The sequence below is a fragment of the Kitasatospora sp. NPDC057965 genome, from assembly GCF_042887135.1.
Lineage (GTDB): Bacteria > Actinomycetota > Actinomycetes > Streptomycetales > Streptomycetaceae > Kitasatospora.
Map to the genome: position 1 here is coordinate 1 of NZ_JBHVPZ010000062.1, position 17,774 is coordinate 17,774.

The following is a 17,774-nucleotide window of genomic DNA, read 5'->3' on the forward strand; positions in this document are numbered from 1 at the left end:
GCCACCAGGGAGGAGGAGCAGGCGGTGTCCACCACCATGCTCGGGCCCTCCAGGCCCAGCACGTAGGAGAGCCGGTTGGCGCCGAAGTTCGCCGAGCTGCCGGTTGCCGAGTAGGCGTCGATCAGCGACACGTCGCCGGCGCCCAGGCGCTGGAAGTCGTTGCTGCCCATGCCGACGAACACGCCGGTGCGGCTGCCGCGCAGCGAGTCGGGTGCCACCCCGGCGTGCTCCAGCGCCTCCCAGGCCACCTCCAGCACCAGCCGGTGCTGCGGGTCGATGCCCGCCGCCTCGCGCGGCGGGATGCCGAACAGGCCGGCGTCGAAGCCCCGCACACCGTCGAGGAACCCGCCGTGGCGCACGTACATGCGTCCCGGCGCCCCGGCCTCCTCGTCGAAGAACTCCTCGATGTCCCAGCGGTCCTCGGGGATCGCGGTGATCCCCGAGCCGCCGCGGGCCAGGAACTCCCAGAAGTCCTCCGCGCCCGTCACCCCGCCCGGGAACCGGCACCCCACCCCGACGACGGCCACCGGCTCGTCACGGGCCTGCTTGGCGGCCGCCACCTCGGCGCGCGCGGCCTTGAGTTCGACCAGGGCGCGGCGCAGCACCTCCTGGCGTTCGGGCGCGACCGCCCCTTGGGTGACCATGGTCCGCTCCTCAGTTGTTGTCATGGTGGCTCTCCTGGTTCAGCTCGGACTCGAGGAGGTCCAGCAGCTCCGACTCGGACAGCTGGGCGAGTTCCGCCGACAGCTCGTCGACCTCGGCGCCCTGCTCCGGGAGCGGGTCGGCCAGGCCGAGGACCTCGCCGAGCAGGTACTCGCCGAGCGCGGTGACGGTGGGGTGCTCGAAGGCGACCGTGCCGGGCAGTTCCTCGCCGACCAACTGCTCCAGCCGGAACTTGAGTTCGACGCTCATCACGGAGTCCATCCCGGCCTCGAAGAAGCCGAGGTCGGCGTCGATCCCGCTGCCCGGCTCCCGGCCGAGGACCTGCGCGACCTCGGCCTGCAGCGCCCGCTCCAGCAGCCTGGTCCGGGCGGCCCGGCTCTCCGCCTGACGCAGCCGGCCCAGCAGCATCGCGTCGCCGCCGGCCCGGCCGGCCGCGGCCCGGGCGCCCAGGTGGGCGAGCAGCGGGCGGCGCCGCTTGGCCTCCATGACCGGGCGGAACCTCGCCCAGTCCACCGGTGCCACGGTCAGCTGGTGGCGCCCGGAGCCCAGGGTGCGGCCCAGGGCGGCGAGGCCGGTCTCGTTCGGGAGGACGTACAGGCCCATCGACTCGAAGTACTGCTCGTGGTGGCCGGCCATCTCGCTCTCCTCCCACCAGCCCCAGTTCATCGCGAGGCCCGGCAGGCCCCGGCTGACCCGGTCGTGGGCCAGCACGTCCTGGAAGTAGTTGGCCGCCACGTAGTGGCCCGCGAGCGCGGAGCCCCAGACCGAGGAGGCGGAGGAGAACATCACGAAGAAGTCGACCCCGCCGGCCGCGGTGAGCGCGTCCAGCACCAGGCTGCCCTCGACCTTGGGCCGCAGGACGTCCCGGAAGTGCTGCCAGTCCAGGTCCACGACGGCCCGGGGCTCGAAGAGTCCGGCCGCGTGCACCACGCCCTTGACGGCCGGCCAGGGGGCGGCGGCGTCGAAGACCGCGGCCATCGCGGCGGCGTCCGCCACGTCGGCGTGCGGGGTGTGGACGCTGACGCCGGCCGCCCTCAGCTCGGCGAGCGTCGCCAGCAGCTGACGGTCCGCCTCCGGAAGGTCCGGGCCGTCCTCGGGGACGGGCCGACGGCCCAGCAGCACCAGGTGGCGGGCGCCGCGCCCGGCCAGCCAGCGGGCCACCCGCAGGCCGAGGATGCCCCGGCCGCCGGTGATCAGGTACGAGCCGTCAGGGCCGACCGCCGTCGGCGAGGGTGCGGCGGGCAGGTTCTCCACCCGGCGCAGCCGGGCCGCCTTGCGCAGGCCCGAGCGGTACGCGACCTGGTCCTCGCCGTCGGGGGCGAGCAGTTCGGCGGCGATCGCCGCGGCCTCCTGCTCGGGGTCGGCACCGGCCGGGTCGAGGTCGACCAGGCCGCCCCAGATCTCCGGGTGCTCCAGGCCGACGGCCCGTCCGAGACCCCAGGCGGGGGCGTGCGAGGCCGCCATGGCCGCGCCGTCGGTGCCGACGCCGCCGCGGGTGACCACCCACAGCTGGGGCGCCGGGGCGCCCGGCCGGGCGCGCAGCACCTTCGGTGCGAACAGCAGCGGCCCACAGGCCAGCGCGAGCGCGCCGTCCAGCTCCGGGCCGGGCAGTCGCGGGTCCGCCGCGTCGTGCAGCGCGCCCAGGTGGACCAGGCCGCGCACGGACGGTTCCTCGGCCAGCGCCCCGGCGACCAGTTCGCGCAGCCGGTCCGGCCCGTCCTGGCAGGAGGCCGCGGCCGTGCCGGGCTCCGCCACGGTGAGGACCCTGGCCCGCGCGCCGTGGGCGGCGAGCTGCTCGGCGACCCGGCGGGCCAGCCCGTGCTGGTCCTCGATCAGCAGCCAGGTGCCCTGCGAGCGCGCGGCGCTGCCCGGCTCCAGGACGGGCGGCTCGACCCGCTCCCAGTCCACCTCGTACACGTCCTGGGCGAGCGGGTCGGGCGCCTGCCCGTGCGGCACCGGCTTGCCCGGCAGCCAGTACCGCTGCCGCTGCCAGCGGTAGCCGGGCAGCGCGGCGGCGCTCGGCCCCTCGCCGTGCAGGGCCCGCAGGTCCACCGGCCGGCCGGCCACGTGCAGGGCGCCCGCGGCGTCCAGCAGGGTCGCCCTGGCCTCGACACCGGCCCGCATCGAGGCGGCCGTGGAGAGGCCGGCGACCTCGCCCTCCAGGGTCTGCCGGACCGCGGTGGACAGGACGGCGTGCGGGCCGACCTCCAGCACCAGGGTGTTCCCCCCGCCGGCGGCGGCCCGCAGCGCGTCGGCGAAACGGACCGGCAGCGTCATGTTGTCCGCCCAGTAGCGCGCGTCCAGCGCGTCGGGGGCGGCGGCTTCGCCGGTGACCGTGGAGTAGAGCGGGACGCTGCGGCCGGCTGGCGTCAGCAGGCCCAGCGCGTCGACGAGTTCACCGCGCAGCGGGTCCAGGACGGGGGTGTGGAAGGCGTACTCGCCCGGCATCGCCATCCAGAAGGCCTTGCGGCCGCGGACCAGCGCCTCCAGCGCGGCGACCTCCTGCGGCAGCCCGCCGACCACGGTGTTGACCGGGCTGTTGACGGCGGCGACGAACAGCCGCCCGTCGAACGGCTCGATCAGCGTCCGGACCTCGGCGACGGGCAGGCCCACCACCGCCATCCGGCCCTGACCGTGGCTGCGGGCCATCACCCGGCCGCGGAGCACCGCGATCCGCAGGCCCTCCTCCAGCCCGAAGGCACCGGCCGCGACGGCCGCCGCGATCTCCCCGACGCTGTGCCCGACCACCGCGTCCGGCTCGACGCCCCAGGAGCGCCACAGCGCGGTGAGCGCCGCCTCCACCGCGAAGATCGCCGGCTGGGTCACCTCGGTGTCGTCCAGGCGGGAGACCTCGCGCGGGGCCTCCAGCTGCTCCAGCAGCGACCAGCCGGCCAGCTCCCGGACGATCTCCTCGCAGCGCAGCAGCACCCGCCCGGCCACCGGGTCGGTCAGCAGGCTCCGGCCCATGCCGGCCCACTGGGAGCCCTGGCCGCCGTAGACGAGGACCAGCCTGCTCCGGGCGGGCCGGGGCACCACACCCTGGCGCACCTGGTGGCGCGCCCCGGTCAGCAGCTTGTCGAGCTGCTCGGCGGCCCGCGCCGGCGAGGAGGCCACCAGGGCCATCCGGGCCGCGAAGTGGTCGCGGCGGACGGCCGCCGTGCGGACCGTCTCGGCCCAGGCCGAGCGGCCCCGGACGGACCCGTCGTCCGTCAGGAACGTCCGGTACGCCTCGGCGGTCTCCCGCAGGCCCTCGGGGGTGCGGGCCGAGAGCAGCAGCAACTCCGGCCGCTCGTCGGCCTGTTCGCCCGGCCCTTCGTCCGTCCGGCGGTCGGCCGGCTCGGGAGCCTGCGCGAGCACCACATGGGCGTTGGTGCCGCTGAAGCCGAAGGAGCTGAGCCCGGCGACCCGGTCCCGGCCGTCGGTGGTCCACGGCGTGAGCTCCGTCGGCACGGTGACCGGCAGCGACGCCCAGTCCACCAGCGGGTTCGGGTCCCGCAGGTGCAGGTGCGGCGGGATCTGCCGGTGGTGCAGCGAGAGGGCCACCTTGACCAGCCCGCAGATGCCCGCGGCGGCCTCCAGGTGCCCGACGTTGGTCTTGGCCGAGCCGACCAGCAGCGGCGGTGCCCCGCCGTCCTCGGGCCGCAGCGCCTCGGCCAGCGCCTGGACCTCCATCGGGTCGCCGAGCGCCGTCCCGGTGCCGTGCGCCTCCACGTAGCCCACCTCGTCGGGCGAGGTGCCGGCGTCGCGCAGCGCGTCGCGGATCACGGCCTGCTGCGCGAGGCCGTTGGGGACGGTGAGGCCGGCGCTGCGGCCGTCCTGGTTCACCGCCGTACCGCGCAGCACCGCCCAGACGTGGTCCCCGGCCGCCTGCGCGTCGGAGAGCCGCTTGAGCACGACCACGCCGGCCCCCTCGCCGCGGCCGTAGCCGTCCGCCGAGGCGTCGAAGGTCTTGCACCGGCCGTCGGGCGAGAGCGCCCGCAGCCGGGAGAGCCCGGCCGTGGTCGCCGGGGCCAGCATCAGGTTCACCCCGGCGACCACCGAGAGGTCCGACTCGCCGGAGCGCAGGCTCCGGACCGCGAGGTGGGCCGCCACCAGGGACGAGGAGCAGGCCGTGTCGACGGCCAGGCTCGGCCCCTGGGCGCCGAGCAGGTAGGACAGCCGGCCGGCCGCGACGCTGAAGGTGTTGCCGGTCGCCAGGTGGGCGCCGTCGTCGGCGGTGCCCTCCGCGACCAGCAGCTGCAGGTAGTCGGAGGTGTTGATGCCGACGTAGACCGAGGTGCGGGAGCCGTCGAGCTCGCCGGCGGTCACGCCCGCGTCGGCGAGCGCCTCCGAGGCCACTTCGAGCAGCAGGCGCTGCTGCGGGTCCATCCCGCGGGCCTCGCGGGCCGAGATGCCGAAGGCGTCGGCGTCGAACTCGTCGACCCGGGTGGTGAGGAAGCCGCCGCGCCGGGTGGAGGTCTTGCCGGCGGCGGCCGGGTCGGCGTCGTAGAACGCCTCCCGGTCCCAGCGGTCCTCCGGCACCTCGACGGTCGCGTCCCGGCCGTCCCGCAGCAACTGCCAGAACCCGTCCAGGTCGTTCGCGCCGCCGGGCAGCCGGCAGCCCATGCCGACGATGGCGATGGGCTCGGAGTGCGCGGCGGCCGGTTCGGCGGCCGGCGGGGTGGCCTCGGGCCGCGGCACGGCCTCTTCGGGCTGCGGGACGGTGTCGCCGGGCTCGGCGGCGCGGGCGGCGGCGGCCCGCGGGGCGGCGGGCGCCTGGCGGAGCCGGCGGTCGGCCAGGTAGCCGGCCAGCTTGCCGATGGTGGGGTGGTCGAAGACGGCGGTGGTCGGGATGTCCCGGTCGATCAGGTCCTCCAGCCGGACCCGCAGGGCGACCACCATCGCCGAGGTCAGGCCGAGGTCGAACAGTCCGGTCTCGGCGTCGAGTTCGTCCGGGTCGGCGAGGTCCAGCAGGACGGCCAGTTCCTCCTGGAGCCGGCGGAGCAGGTCCTCGGGGGCGGGCTGCGCGGACGCGGACCGCCCGGCGGGAGCCCCGGCGGGCACGGCCGGCGGCACCGGACCGGCCGGGCGCGCGGCCGGGGGCACCGGGAGGGCCTGCGGTGCGGCCGCGGGCCGGCCGGCGCCCTGGCGGGTGGCCGGCGCGGGACCGTAGTCCTGTCGCTGGAACGGGTAGGTGGGCAGCTTCACCGAGCGGGCCGGGCGCGGGCCGACCGCCCGCCAGTCGACCGGGCACCCCTCGGTCCACAGACGGGCCAGCGAGCCGAGCAGCCCGCGGTGCGCGGAGCCGCCGGCGAACGCCGACGGGACGCAGACCGGCGCGCGGCCGGGCGCGGTGGAGGCCGCCGGGCCGAGCAGCCCGCCGGTGCCGAGCTCGACCAGGATCCGCACGCCCCGCTCCCACACGGTCCGCATCGCCTGCTCGAACCGCACCGGCTCGCGGGTGTGCCGGACCCAGTACCCGGCGGTGGTGATCTCCTCGTCCGCGAGCAGACCGGTGGCGTCGGACACCAGCGGCAGACCGGGGAGGTTCATCGTCAGTCCGGCGAACTCCTCGGCCAGTCGGGCCAGTACGGGCTCCATGGCGGCGGAGTGGAAGGCGTGCGGCACGGCGAGCCGGACACCGCGCACGCCGCGGCCGGCCAGCTCCTCCGCCACCGCCGTGACGGCCTCCACCGGGCCGCTGACCACGGTGTCGCGCGGCCCGTTGAGCGCCGCGATCTCGACCTCGCCCGAGACCAGCCGGTCGATCCCGGCCAGCTCCTGCGGCCCGCACGAGAGCGCCACCATCGCGCCGCCCTCCGGGAGTCCGGCCATCAGCCGCCCTCGCGCGGAGGTCAGCCGGGCGCCGTCCTCGACCGTGAACACCCCGGCGAGCGCGGCCGCCGCGTACGCCCCGACGCTGTGCCCGACCATGGCGGCCGGCTCCACGCCGACCGAGCGCCACCACGCCCCCAGTGCCACGGCGGCGGTGTAGAGCGCGGGTTGGGCCACCTCGGTGGCGGCCAGCGCCTGCCGTGCCTCCTCGCCGCCCGACAGCAGTGCGGACAGCGGCAGTTCGGTGACCGGGCCGACCACCGCGGCCACCGCGTCCACCGTCTCGGTCACCACCGGCACCCGGCCGTACAGGCCCTCCAGCACGCCCGCGACCTTGGCGCCGTGGCCCGGGACGACAAACGCCACCCGCGGTGCGGCGCCGACGCCCCGGCGGCCGGTGACCACGCCGGTGGTGCTGCCGCCCAGGGCCACCGCGCGAAGGCCCGCCGTCAGCTCCGTCCTGGTCGCGGCGACCACGGCCGCCCGCTCGCCGAGGTCCGCCCGGCCCACGCCGGCGGCCCAGGCCACCTGCTCCGGGGTGACCCCGTCGGCCGTGGCGACGAAGTCGGCCAGCCGTCCCGCCGCCGCCCTGAGGGACTCGCCCTCCGCTCCCGACACCTTCACCAGGACGGGGGAGCCGTCGGGGTCCGGCTGCCCGGCAGACCCATCTGGCGTCACGTCAACACTCCTGTCGATCATCGCGTTCCCTCCAGCACGACATGTGCGTTGGTGCCGCCGAATCCGAAGGCGGAGACTCCGGCGATGCGCCGTTCCTGTTCCCAGCGGGTGAGCACGGTGGGGACCGCCACGGGGAGGTCGGCCCATTCCACGTGGGGGTTGGGTTCGACCAGGTTGAGGTGCGGGGGGATCCAGCCGTGGTGGACCGTGAGGACGGCCTTGATGAAGCCGGCGATGCCCGCCGCCGCCTCCAGGTGGCCGATGTTGGTCTTCACGGAGCCGAGCGCCACCGGGCTGCCGGGGTCCCGGCCCGCACCGAGCACGCGGCCCAGGGCGCGGACCTCGATCGGGTCGCCGAGCGGCGTGCCTGTCCCGTGCGCCTCGACGAAGCCGACCTCCGCGGCGGCCACCCCCGCCGCCGACAGCGCCCGCCGCACCACGTCCTCCTGGGCGCGGCCGCTCGGGGCGGTGAGACCGTTGCTGCGGCCGTCCTGGTTCACGGCGGAGCCGCGGACGACGGCGAGGATGTCGTCACCGGCGGCGAGGGCGTCGGAGAGGCGCTTGAGCACGACCACGCCGGCGCCCTCGCCGCGGACGTAGCCGTCGGCGGAGGCGTCGAAGGTGCGGCAGAGGCCCTGGGCGGAGAGCATCCGGCCGCTGGACAGGGCCACCGAGGAGTCGGGGGAGAGCATCACGTTGACGCCGCCGGCCAGGGCCGTCTCGCACTCGCCCGCGCGCAGGCTCTGCACCGCGAGGTGCAGGGCCACCAGGGAGGAGGAGCAGGCGGTGTCCACCACCATGCTCGGGCCCTCCAGGCCCAGCACGTAGGAGAGCCGGTTGGCGCCGAAGTTCGCCGAACTGCCGGTCGCCGAGTAGGCGTCGATCAGCGACACGTCGCCCGCGCCCAGGCGCTGGAAGTCGTTGCTGCCCATGCCGACGAACACGCCGGTGCGGCTGCCGCGCAGCGAGTCGGGTGCCACCCCGGCGTGCTCCAGCGCCTCCCAGGCCACCTCCAGCACCAGCCGGTGCTGCGGGTCGATGCCCATCGCCTCACGCGGCGGGATGCCGAACAGGCCGGCGTCGAAGTCCCGGACGCCGTCGACGAATCCGCCGTGGCGCACGTACATCCGCCCCGGTGCGCCGGCCTCCTCGTCGAAGAACTCCTCGATGTCCCAGCGGTCCTCGGGGATCGCGGTGATCCCCGAGCCGCCGCGGGCCAGGAAGTCCCAGAAGCCCTCCGCGCCCGTCACCCCGCCCGGGAACCGGCACCCCACCCCGATCACCGCGATCGCGTCCTCGGCCCCGCCCCGGACCGTCGGCGCCGTCCGCGCCGGGTCCTGGGTCAGATCCTCGGCGGGATCCTGGTCCGGGGACAACAGGGCGTTCGCCGCCCGCAGTTCCTCGGCCAGGGCGCGGGCCGCGGCGGCCGGCGTGGGGTGCTCCCAGACGAGCGTGTCGGGCACGTGGTGCCCGAGCCACTCGGAGAGCGTGCCGGCCAGCGAGACCGCCTGGATCGAGTCGATCCCGTACGAGGTGAACGGCTCGTCGGCGGCCACCTCGTGCAGGTCGAGCCGGGCGCCGGCGGCGATCAGTCCCCTGAGGCGGTCCTCGATCTCGGCGGCGGTCCTGGTCCGCGCGGCGGCCGTCGCGCGGCCGTCGGCCGGTTGCCCGACCGGGGCCGGAGTCGCGGCCGGGTTCGGAGTCGGGGCCGGGTTCGGAGTCGGGGCCGGGATCGCGGCCGCTTCCTGGACCGCGGCGGCGGCGGGGGCCGGGCGGGCGGCCGCCGGACGGACCACGGGCAGCGAACCCTCCAGGTACTGGGCCTTGCACGCCCGGCGCTGGACCTTGCCGCTGGAGGTGGTGGGGATCTTGCGGGCGGGTACCAGCACCACGTCGTGCACCTGCAGTTGGTGCACCTCGGAGATCCGCCGGCGGATCGTCGTGGTGAGCCCGCTCGCCAGCTCGGCGCTCACCCTCCCGCGCGGCAGTTCCTGGACGACGACCAGCACGTCCTCGCCGTCCGCCTCGACCGTGAAGGCCGCGGCCCGGACCGCCCCGAGCGAAGGATCGCTGTCGGTGCAGGTCGCCTCGACGTCCTGCGGATAGACGTTGCGCCCACGGAAGATCATCAGATCGGTGGCCCGGCCGGTGACGAACAGTTCGCCGTCCATCAGCACCCCGAGGTCGCCGGTGCGCAGGTACGGACCCTCGCCGTTCGCCAGCCGGAGGCCGAAGGTCTCCGCCGTCGCCTCCGGCGCCTCGAAGTAGCCGGCCGCGACGCTCTCCCCGCGGACCCAGATCTCCCCGACCTCGCCCGGCGGCAGCACCTCGCCCCGTTCCCGGGCCACGATCGCCACCTCGGTGTCCGACGCGACTTCGCCCGAACTCGCCAGCGACTGAACCGAGTTCAGGTCATGAGGTGGCCTGATCCGGCCCTGCTCCAGCTCCGGCTTCGAGACGTGGCGCACCAGCGGATCGCCCTGCGGCCGCGCGCCCGAGACCAGCAGGGTGCTCTCCGCCAGCCCGTAGCACGGGTAGAAGCTGGTCCGGCGGAATCCGCAGCGCTCGAAGGCCGCCGCGAACCGGTCCAGCACCTCCGGCTGGACCGGTTCGGCCCCGTTCAGCGCCGAGACCCAACTCGACAGGTCCAGGCGGTCCTTGACCTCGTCCGTCACCCGCTCGACGCACATCCGGTAGGCGAAGTTCGGCGCCGGGCTGACGGTGCCGCGGTAGCGGCTGATGGCCTCCAGCCACACCGCCGGTTCCCGGACGAAGGACACCGGGGCCATCAGGGTGACGGTGTAGCCGGTGTGGAGCGGGCAGATGATGCCGCCGATCAGCCCCATGTCGTGGTACGGCGGGAGCCAGCTCACGGACTGGCTCTCGACGGTGAGCCCGAAGGCCTCCTGCGCGGCCCGGGCGTTGGCGATCAGGTTCCGGTGGGTGACGATCACCCCCTTCGGGGTGGCGGTCGAACCCGAGGTGTACTGCAGGAACGCGGTGTCCTCACCGGTGAGCGGCGGAGCGCTCCAGTCGTCCTCCCGGCCGTCCAGCACCCGGTCGTCGGCGGGCAGCCAACGGGCCCGCGACAGCGGGGACACGAGGCCGTCGCCGGCCGTGCCGTCGCCGATCGCCGGGGCGGTGTCCGCCAGGCCGGAGGACTCGTCCGTGAGAACGATCCGTGCACCGGAGTTGAGGGCGATCGCCTGTACCCGACCGACGTGCTTGGCCGTCCCCGGCGGATAGGCCGGCACCGGGACGAATCCGCCGTAGAGGCAGCCGAAGAAGTAGGCCACGTAGTCCAGCCCGGGCGGGCAGAGCATCAGGACCCGGTCTCCCGGGGTGCCTTCCGCCCGCAGGGTGACGGCAACGGCTCGTGCCCAGGCGTCCAGCCGGCTCCAGGTCAGCAGCGATTCCTCCGGCTGCCCGGTGCCCGAGAAACTCAGGAACCGGTATCCGACCTGGTCGGGCTGGTGCTCGGCTCGGTACCGCAAGAGTTCGACAAGCGTCCTGGCCGCTGATTTTGGGCGCGTCGACATCGGCTCTCCCCCCATGCGCAAATGAATGTTGGTGATTCCGGACGGTTCGCCGCAGGAGCCCGTTCCCGGTCCCCCCGAAATTGCCGGGCGCTGCGGCGTGCAGTTCTGGACAGCATGACGACGGCCCCGCATGCGGGAGCCGGTGAATCAAAGCAGGAAGAAGGGTCTTGAAATCCCGAAAGCGCCTTTGCGTGCAATCGGCCAGGGAAAGTTGCTGGCGGAAACAGAAGTAGCAAAAAGGAAACCCGGAGCAAGTGCTGCCCACAGGCCGCGGTACGTATCTTCACCCCGTTGTACCGGAACCAGGACGCGGCCAGGCTATGAGCAGTACTTGCGGCCTGTCAAGAAATTGACATCGAGCCGACAGCTTGTATGACATGGCGTCAACTAGCGCGTTCAGGAACCTACTTCATGACACATGAAAGACGGTAAACATGCGGTAAGCGGCTGGTTGACGAGGTCGTTGATGCGGTGGTGCGGCGGATCAAAAGGGCTGGTAGCCGGCTTCCGGGCCGGCCTCGACGGCGCCGCACCGGGGCAATTCGCACCGTCGCTGCCCCATGGGGCAGTGCCCGGCGCACGCCTTCTGCCCCGGCCCGGCGCGGGATATGCTCATGCCCGAGAGGGCCCGGCCTTGTCATCGGCTCCGCGTTGATGACAAGCTCGAACGCCGCAAGTGCACTACGGAGATTTCTGTCGTGTCCATGGCATTAAATGGGGGACCAGTGAAACGGCTTCCGGCCCGGCCCTCCCGTGCGACTTGAGCGAATTCCCGGCGGCCCGGGAATCTGGGCGCTCCGGGAATCTAGGCGGTCCGGCCGGTGCAGGCCGCGGCGGTCACCAGGGCGGTGAAGGCGGCCGCGGAGGCGTCCGGTCCACCGGAGTCGTACGGGTTGCGGGAGAGCACGACCTGGCGCTTCCCGGTGTCGTCGCTGAGCATGACGCTGCTGTAGCCGATGCTGTCGCCGCGGTGGCCCCAGAAGTCTCCGCACGGAGTGGGTGTGCGCTCCAGGCCGAGACCGTAGTCGGCGCCGAGGCCGAGGCCCGTGGTCCGCTTCATCTCGGCGAGCTCGGCGGGTCCGAGCAGCCGGCCCCCGAGCAGGGCGGCCATGAAGGTGGCGAGGTCGGCGGTGGTGGAGATGCCGGCGCCGGACGGGCCGGCGATGCTCGGGTTGAACAGCGTGATGTCCACCGGGCCGTCGGGCAGACCGGCGTAGCCGTGGGTGTGGCGGCCGGGCACGGTGGGGTCGTTCTCCGGCATCGTGGTCTCGCGCAGGCCGAGCGGCCGGATGATCCGGCGGTCCACCTCCTGCTGCCAACTGCGGCCGGTGGTCTGCTCGATGAGCATGCCGAGCAGGATGTAGTCGGTGTTGGAGTAGTGCCAGTCCTGCCCCGGCGGGAAGTACGCCGGGTGGGACTCGGCGACGGCGACGAGCTCCGCCGGCGTCCACGACTTCCAGCGGTCGGTGCTGAGCCACGTCCGGAAGGAGGCCTCGTCCTCGTAGGCGAAGGCCGGATCCGAGGTGTAGTTGAAGATGCCGCCGGTGTGGTTGAGCAGTTGGCGGAGGCTGATCGCGGCTCCGTTGTGCACGACGCCGGGCAGGTGCTTCTCCACCGGGTCGTCCAGGCCGATCCGGTGCTCCGCGACCAGCTGGAGGACGACCGTCGCCACGAAGGTCTTGGTGGCGCTGCCGATCCGGAAGCGGTCGCGGGCCGAGGCGGGCTCGCCGGTGGTGAGGTCGCCGGTTCCGGCCGCGCCCCTCCAGAGGGTCCGGCCGCTCTCGCTCACCCGGCCGAGCGCGGCGGTTGCACCGCCCGGCGCCACCACCGCCTGCAGGCCGGCGTCCAGCGCCGCCCGGTCGACCCGCCGTTCCGCGTCCGTCACCGGGCCGGCGGTGCCCTGCGCCTGCGCCGCCGGGACCATGCCGATCACCAGGCCCGCCCCCGCCAGCGCGACCGCCGCCAGGCGGACGGCTCCGTTCCTTGACGTCCCCACTGCGCCAACCTCCCCTTGGCCGGGCGGAAGGTGTCTCCAACTACCGCCATTTGTCAGGTGGTTGAAACTCTCCCAGCGTCTGGATGGCAGTTCGTCAGACCGGGGTCCGACCTCTTCTCCCCATCAAGTCGCACGGCTTCGGCCGGGCGGCTACGCCTTGGGGAGGGGTCGGCCCCCGACCGGTTCCCCGGGGTGGTGCCCCGATCCCCTAGGGGATGCCCGCCTCCGGGATCGGGGGCGGCCGTCTCCCTCACTGGTATCCGGCTGCAGCGCGAGCAGTCGCGTCCGTCGGCCTGGGTGCACGTGGGGCCCGGCCCGTGCGGAACGGCCGGAGGCGGTTCACTCGTGGAGAGTGAACCGCCTCCGGCCGTTCCCGTGGCGCGGTCAGCGCACCCAGCCGGTCACGCTCTGGCCGACGGTCTGGACCTTCCCCGTCGGACGCGGCCGCGCGCCGGTTTCCACCGCACCCGCCACCGCCCGCACCAGCCAGGCGTTGACCGAGAGCCCCTCGCGGCCCGCCGCCTCCTCGGCGCGCGCCTTGAGGTGGGCCGGCAGCCGCAGGTTGACGCGGGCGGTGGCGCCCTCCTCGCCGTCGGCGGGCACCGGCGCCGTGAACGGTTCGACCGGTGCGGCAGGCTCCGCGGGCCCGGCGGCGGCCGGCGGGAGGGTCACCACGAAGTCGGGGTCCAGCCCGCGCAGCCGTACGTCGACCGAGCCCGGGGCGAGCTCGCGGGTGATCTCGTCCGACGCGGCGGAGAGCACGTTGAGCATGGTCAGCCGGGCCGCCGCCTCCAGCGGTGCGGTGAGCCGCTCGGCCAGCGCGCGCGCATCCTCCCCGCCGGCCTCGGCGGCCACCGCGAGTTCGCGACGCAGATTCTCGACATACGGAGTGAGGTCCATGGCGTCATAGTGGCACCATCGTGGCGCCATGTGCAAGCCGGATGGCGTCGCCGCCGCCGGACATTCGGCATGCGGAGATCCGGTCACGCGCGGTGACAGTTGCTCGGTCTGGCCATCTTTCCGTCAAGTCCTGGCATCCGTCTGAGTGCTCCTGGGTGGCCGCAGAGTGAACCTGGCCTTTGTCATACAAATCGGACGTCTCGTCAGAACATCATCAAATCGAACTGTGCTCTCTGGCTTCCCTTCCCCGCCATCCCCCGAACATGAGCGCAGGGTCGAAAGGACCTCTGATGACGCGTTGTCCGCCCACACCCCCGGCCCCGGGTTCCAGACCTGACGGACGCTCCGCCCACCGACCACCGGGCCGGCTCGTCACCCTGGTGGCGGCCTTCGCCGCCGCCGTCGCGTCGCTGACCACCCCGGCCCTCGCCGTCGGCCACGCCGCCGCGGTGACCGACCGGCCCGCCGCGGCGCACCCGTCGGACCGTCAGGGAGACCGGCAGGGCCGTCAGCTGCCGGTGACCCTGGAGAAGACCGGCACCGACCTCACCACCGGCAGCACGACCACCACCACCCACGGCGACGTCATCCGCTGGGTCGTCTCCGCCACCAACCCGGACAACGTGCCGGTCTCCACCACCGTCACCGACCCCATCCAGGGCGGCCCGGGAAGCGCCCCGGAGTCCCAGATCTACGTGCCCGACACGCTCCAGGCGCCGCCGGGCTTCACCAGGCAGTGGTCCACCGACGGCGGCGCCACCTTCTCCACCACCGACCAGGGCCCGGCCACCAACGTCGTCCAGGCGACCAACCCGAGGCTCTCCGCACCGGCCACCGGCGAGGTGGTCCCGATCCCGGCGCCCCTCACCCCGGTCAACACGGCCACCGGCGGCGACGGCTTCACGCCCATCCTCTACACCGCCACCATCAACGGCGTCGCCACGCCCGAGGCCTGGAACATCTACCACCACGGGTTCGCGAGCCCGGCCAGCGTCGTCTGCACCGACCTGTCGACCAGCGGCCCCTGCCCGACCCCGAGCGGCGCGCCCGCCAGCTGGCCCCAGCCGCTGAACTCCTCGGTGCCCAACGGCACCACCGGGGACCTCGGCAGCACCCGGACCCCGACCTACGTGCAGTCCGGCTCCAAGCTGTACTACGCCGCCGTCAGCCGGGTCACCCCCGCGCTCATCGGCATCGGCTGCATCGACCTCCAGGCCCAGGCCAGCTGCGGCTTCACCCCGCTCCAGGAGGGCCTCGGCACGGTCATCGGCGGTGTGGTCGAGGTCCCCGGCGGGTTCGACTACGTCGTCTCCGGCACCGGCGAGATCCTCTGCTACGACCGCGCCGCCAACGCCCCCTGCGGCACCTTCGAGATCGGTCTGCCCCCGAACGAGGGTCAGGGCGGCTTCCCCGGTGACTACGTCGGCACCATGACGGTCATCAACGGCAAGGTCTACGTGACCGACAACCAGCGGGCTCCGCTGCCGTCGTTGATGGGCTGCTTCGACCCGGCGACCGGCCTCGCCTGCGCCGGCTGGACCGTCCCCAAGATCGTGGTCACCCCCCTCGGCGTCGACCCCGCCCGGGTCGACAACGTCTTCGCGATCTACAACTCCTCGGGCACGGCCATCGGCGTCTGCACCGTGGTGGGCGGCGTCGAAGGGCGGGTCACCCCGCCGGTCGGCACCGTCGTCTGCTTCGACTTCGCCGGCGACCCGATCGCCGCGCCCCCCGGCCTGCAGGCCCTGGTCAGCACCAACGTCGCCCCCGGCGAAGCCAACTACCAGGTCCCGCTGACCATTACCGCCCCCAACGGGCACCTGGAGACCGAGTTCCCGTTCTGGATCTACCAGGGCAACACTCCGACCCTGAACAGCTCCGAGTTCTGCTACGACTGGAACACCCAGGCCCCCTGCTCCCAGTACGGCACCAACGGCGTCGTCAACGGCCCGCCCAACGTCAACGGCGGCAACACCAGCCCGTACGGCTTCGCCTACGACGGCCAGTGCAAGTACAGCCTCGGCGACGTCGGCGTCCTGTTCTCCATCGACCCGATCACCGGTGCCTCGCCCTGCCTCAAGACCAAGGCGCAGAGCACCATCAACCCGTCGGCGTACTACTGCGACGGGGCGACCGGGCACGTCAGGTCCTACGGGACGGTCAGTCTGTTCAACATCGATCCGACGACCGTCGATTTCGTCAACTCCACGGTGACCGTGCTGACCGCCGGCGGCACCCCGATCGGCACGTTCCCGTTCGACCCGGCCACGGGCACGGCGGACATCTCCTCCGTCCCGATCGCGGACCAACCGATCCAGGTGATCGGCAACATCGACCTCGTCAACGGCTCGTCCTTCACCCCGGGCAACCAGCCGCTGATGCAGGTGACCTTCGTCGGCGACGCCCCGCAGATCTGCTACGAGACCAAGGTGACCCCGGACTGCTCCGTCACCTCGATCTCCAACGAGGCCTACGCCGTCACCAATGGCGGGATCCCCGTCACCTCCAACATCGTCACCTTCGAGGTGACCCCGGGCCCGGAGTGCGCCCCGAAGCTGGAGATCAACAAGGAGATCTGCACCTCGGCGAACGCCGCCGACTGCGTGAGTGGTGGCCCGGGTCCATGGGCGAAGAACGCGACGCTCGTACCCGGCGGTACCGCCTACTGGCGGATCACGGTGACCAACACCAGTGCGGTCCCGATCACCGGGATCACGCTGACGGACAGCGTCTCGCCGTCCTGCGTGACCGCCGCAGGGACCTTCGATCTCGCGGTGGGGGCGTCCCATCAGGTGTTCTGCGACCTGCCGAACATCACCCAGCACACGGTGAACCTCGTGACGGCCTCCTTCCCCGGTCCGGGTGGGGAGATCATCACCACGCCTCCGTCCGAGGCGACGGCGGACGTGCAGTCGCTGGAGATCAACAAGGAGGTCTGCACCTCGACGAACGCCGCTGACTGTGTCGAGGGTGGCGCGGGTCCGTGGGCGAAGGGCACCACGGTCGTGGCCGGGAGCACCGCGTACTGGCGGATCACGGTGACCAACACCGGGACCGTTCCGGTGAACGGGATCACGCTGGCGGACAGTGTCTCGCCGTCGTGTGTGACCGCTGCGGGGACCTTCGATCTCGCGGCGGGCGCTTCTCAGCAGGTGTTCTGTGATCTGACGAACGTCACGCAGCACACCATCAACACGGTCACGGCATCGTTCCCCGGTCCTGCCGGGGAGGTGATCACGACGCCGCCGTCGGAGGCGACGGTGGAGGTGACGCCGCCTCCGCTGCCGGAGCTGACCATCAACAAGGAGGTCTGCACCTCGACCAACGCGGCCGACTGTGTCGAGGGTGGTGCGGGTCCGTGGGCGAAGGCCGCCACGATCCCGTCCGGGAGCACGGCGTACTGGCGGATCACCGTGACCAACATCGGGACGATTCCGGTCACGGGGATCACGCTGACGGACAGCGTCTCGCCGTCGTGCGTGACGGCCGCCGGCACGTTCGACCTCGCGGTCGGTGCGTCGCGTCAGGTGTTCTGTGACCTGGCGAACGTCACGCAGCACACGGTGAACACCGTGACGGCGACCGCCCCGAGTCCGGACGGTCCGATCACGACCCTGCCGTCGGAGGCGACGGTCGACGTGCCGGCGGTTGTTCCGTCGGTGAGCATCAACAAGGAGGTCTGCACCTCGACGAACGTCGCTGACTGTGTCGAGGGTGGTGCGGGTCCGTGGGCGAAGGCCACCACGATCCCGTCCGGGAGCACGGCGTACTGGCGGATCACGGTGACGAACACGGGCACGGTCCCGGTCACGGGGATCACGCTGACGGACAGTGTTTCGCCGTCGTGTGTGACGGCTGCGGGGACGTTCGATCTCGCGGTGGGTGCTTCTCACCAGGTGTTCTGTGACCTGGCGAACGTCACGCAGCACACCGTCAACACGGTGACGGCCACCTTCCCGGGTCCGAGTGGTCCGATCACGACGCCGCCGTCGGAGGCGACGGTCGATGTGCCGGCGGTTGTTCCGTCGGTGAGCATCAACAAGGAGGTCTGCACCTCGACCAACGCGGCCGACTGTGTCGAGGGTGGTGCGGGTCCGTGGGCGAAGGCCACCACGATCCCGTCCGGGAACACCGCGTACTGGCGGATCACCGTGACCAACACGGGCACGGTCCCGGTCACCGGG

The 17,774-nt window shown here is 73.3% G+C and carries 6 protein-coding genes; 1 reads left to right on the top strand and 5 read right to left on the bottom strand.

Going from position 1 to position 17,774, the window contains the following annotated elements; translation table 11 throughout:
• From ACFVVU_RS38580 to ACFVVU_RS38600, 5 genes are all read right to left on the bottom strand, one after another.
• Positions 1 to 668 (bottom strand): beta-ketoacyl synthase N-terminal-like domain-containing protein (locus tag ACFVVU_RS38580; protein WP_387794490.1); only part of this gene is annotated, 668 nt, incomplete at its 3' end.
• Positions 655 to 7,155, bottom strand: a complete 6,501-nt coding sequence (locus tag ACFVVU_RS38585; protein ID WP_387794491.1) for an acyltransferase domain-containing protein — start codon at positions 7,153 to 7,155, stop codon at positions 655 to 657. The genes ACFVVU_RS38580 and ACFVVU_RS38585, both read right to left, overlap by 14 nt.
• Positions 7,156 to 7,172: 17 nt before the next feature.
• A complete protein-coding gene (locus ACFVVU_RS38590) occupies positions 7,173 to 10,649 on the bottom strand; it encodes a beta-ketoacyl synthase N-terminal-like domain-containing protein (protein WP_387794493.1) in 3,477 nt (1,158 codons plus the stop codon).
• 850 nt (positions 10,650 to 11,499) lie between these two features.
• Positions 11,500 to 12,690 carry a serine hydrolase domain-containing protein gene (locus tag ACFVVU_RS38595; protein ID WP_387794495.1) on the bottom strand — a complete coding sequence of 397 codons (1,191 nt, stop codon included), beginning with the start codon at positions 12,688 to 12,690 and terminating at the stop codon, positions 11,500 to 11,502.
• Between the two features lie 384 nt (positions 12,691 to 13,074).
• The gene (locus ACFVVU_RS38600; RefSeq protein ID WP_380687768.1) at positions 13,075 to 13,590 is read right to left on the bottom strand and encodes a hypothetical protein; all 516 of its coding nucleotides are present in this window, start codon (positions 13,588 to 13,590) and stop codon (positions 13,075 to 13,077) included.
• 380 nt (positions 13,591 to 13,970) lie between these two features.
• On the opposite strand from ACFVVU_RS38600, the gene ACFVVU_RS38605 reads away from it, so the two are divergent.
• Positions 13,971 to 17,774: hypothetical protein (locus tag ACFVVU_RS38605; protein WP_387794496.1), on the top strand; the 3,804-nt coding region annotated here is incomplete at its 3' end.

Bases quoted from the DNA above. Each gene is read 5' to 3' on its own strand.
- ACFVVU_RS38600 (WP_380687768.1), bottom strand. From the start codon at position 13,590: ATGGACCTCACTCCGTATGTCGAGAATCTGCGTCGCGAACTCGCGGTG.